The sequence below is a fragment of the Bradyrhizobium sp. Kon10 genome (assembly GCF_055807395.1).
The window spans coordinates 1-240 of sequence record NZ_JBVVOZ010000379.1 but is presented as its reverse complement, the minus strand read 5'-3'; the positions used below and the strand labels follow the sequence as shown (position 1 = coordinate 240).

The window sequence follows — 240 nt, the reverse complement described above, 5'->3', positions numbered from 1 at the left end:
GTCCCGCCTCACCGTCACCTATACCGAAGAACAGCTTGCCTGCGACATCGGGGCGAAACTCGGCATCAAGTGACGAGCAGACGCTCGCACGTGCACGTCCAATCCGCGATGGCATTCGAATAAACAGCAGACCTCATTGGCATACCTCAAAGGTTCTGTGATGACGGGATGAAACGCGAGATAGGCCGAAATCAGATGAAGATCGATGCTCTTTCGGCGCGTGCGTCGCCAGCCGCTGGG

The 240-nt window shown here is 57.1% G+C and carries 1 protein-coding gene; it reads right to left on the bottom strand.

The features are described 5' to 3' along the window. Positions 1 to 18: 18 nt before the first annotated feature. Positions 19 to 240, bottom strand: a 222-nt coding sequence (locus tag AC0L2O_RS37445) for a hypothetical protein (protein WP_473373278.1), incomplete at its 5' end; no start/stop codon positions are given.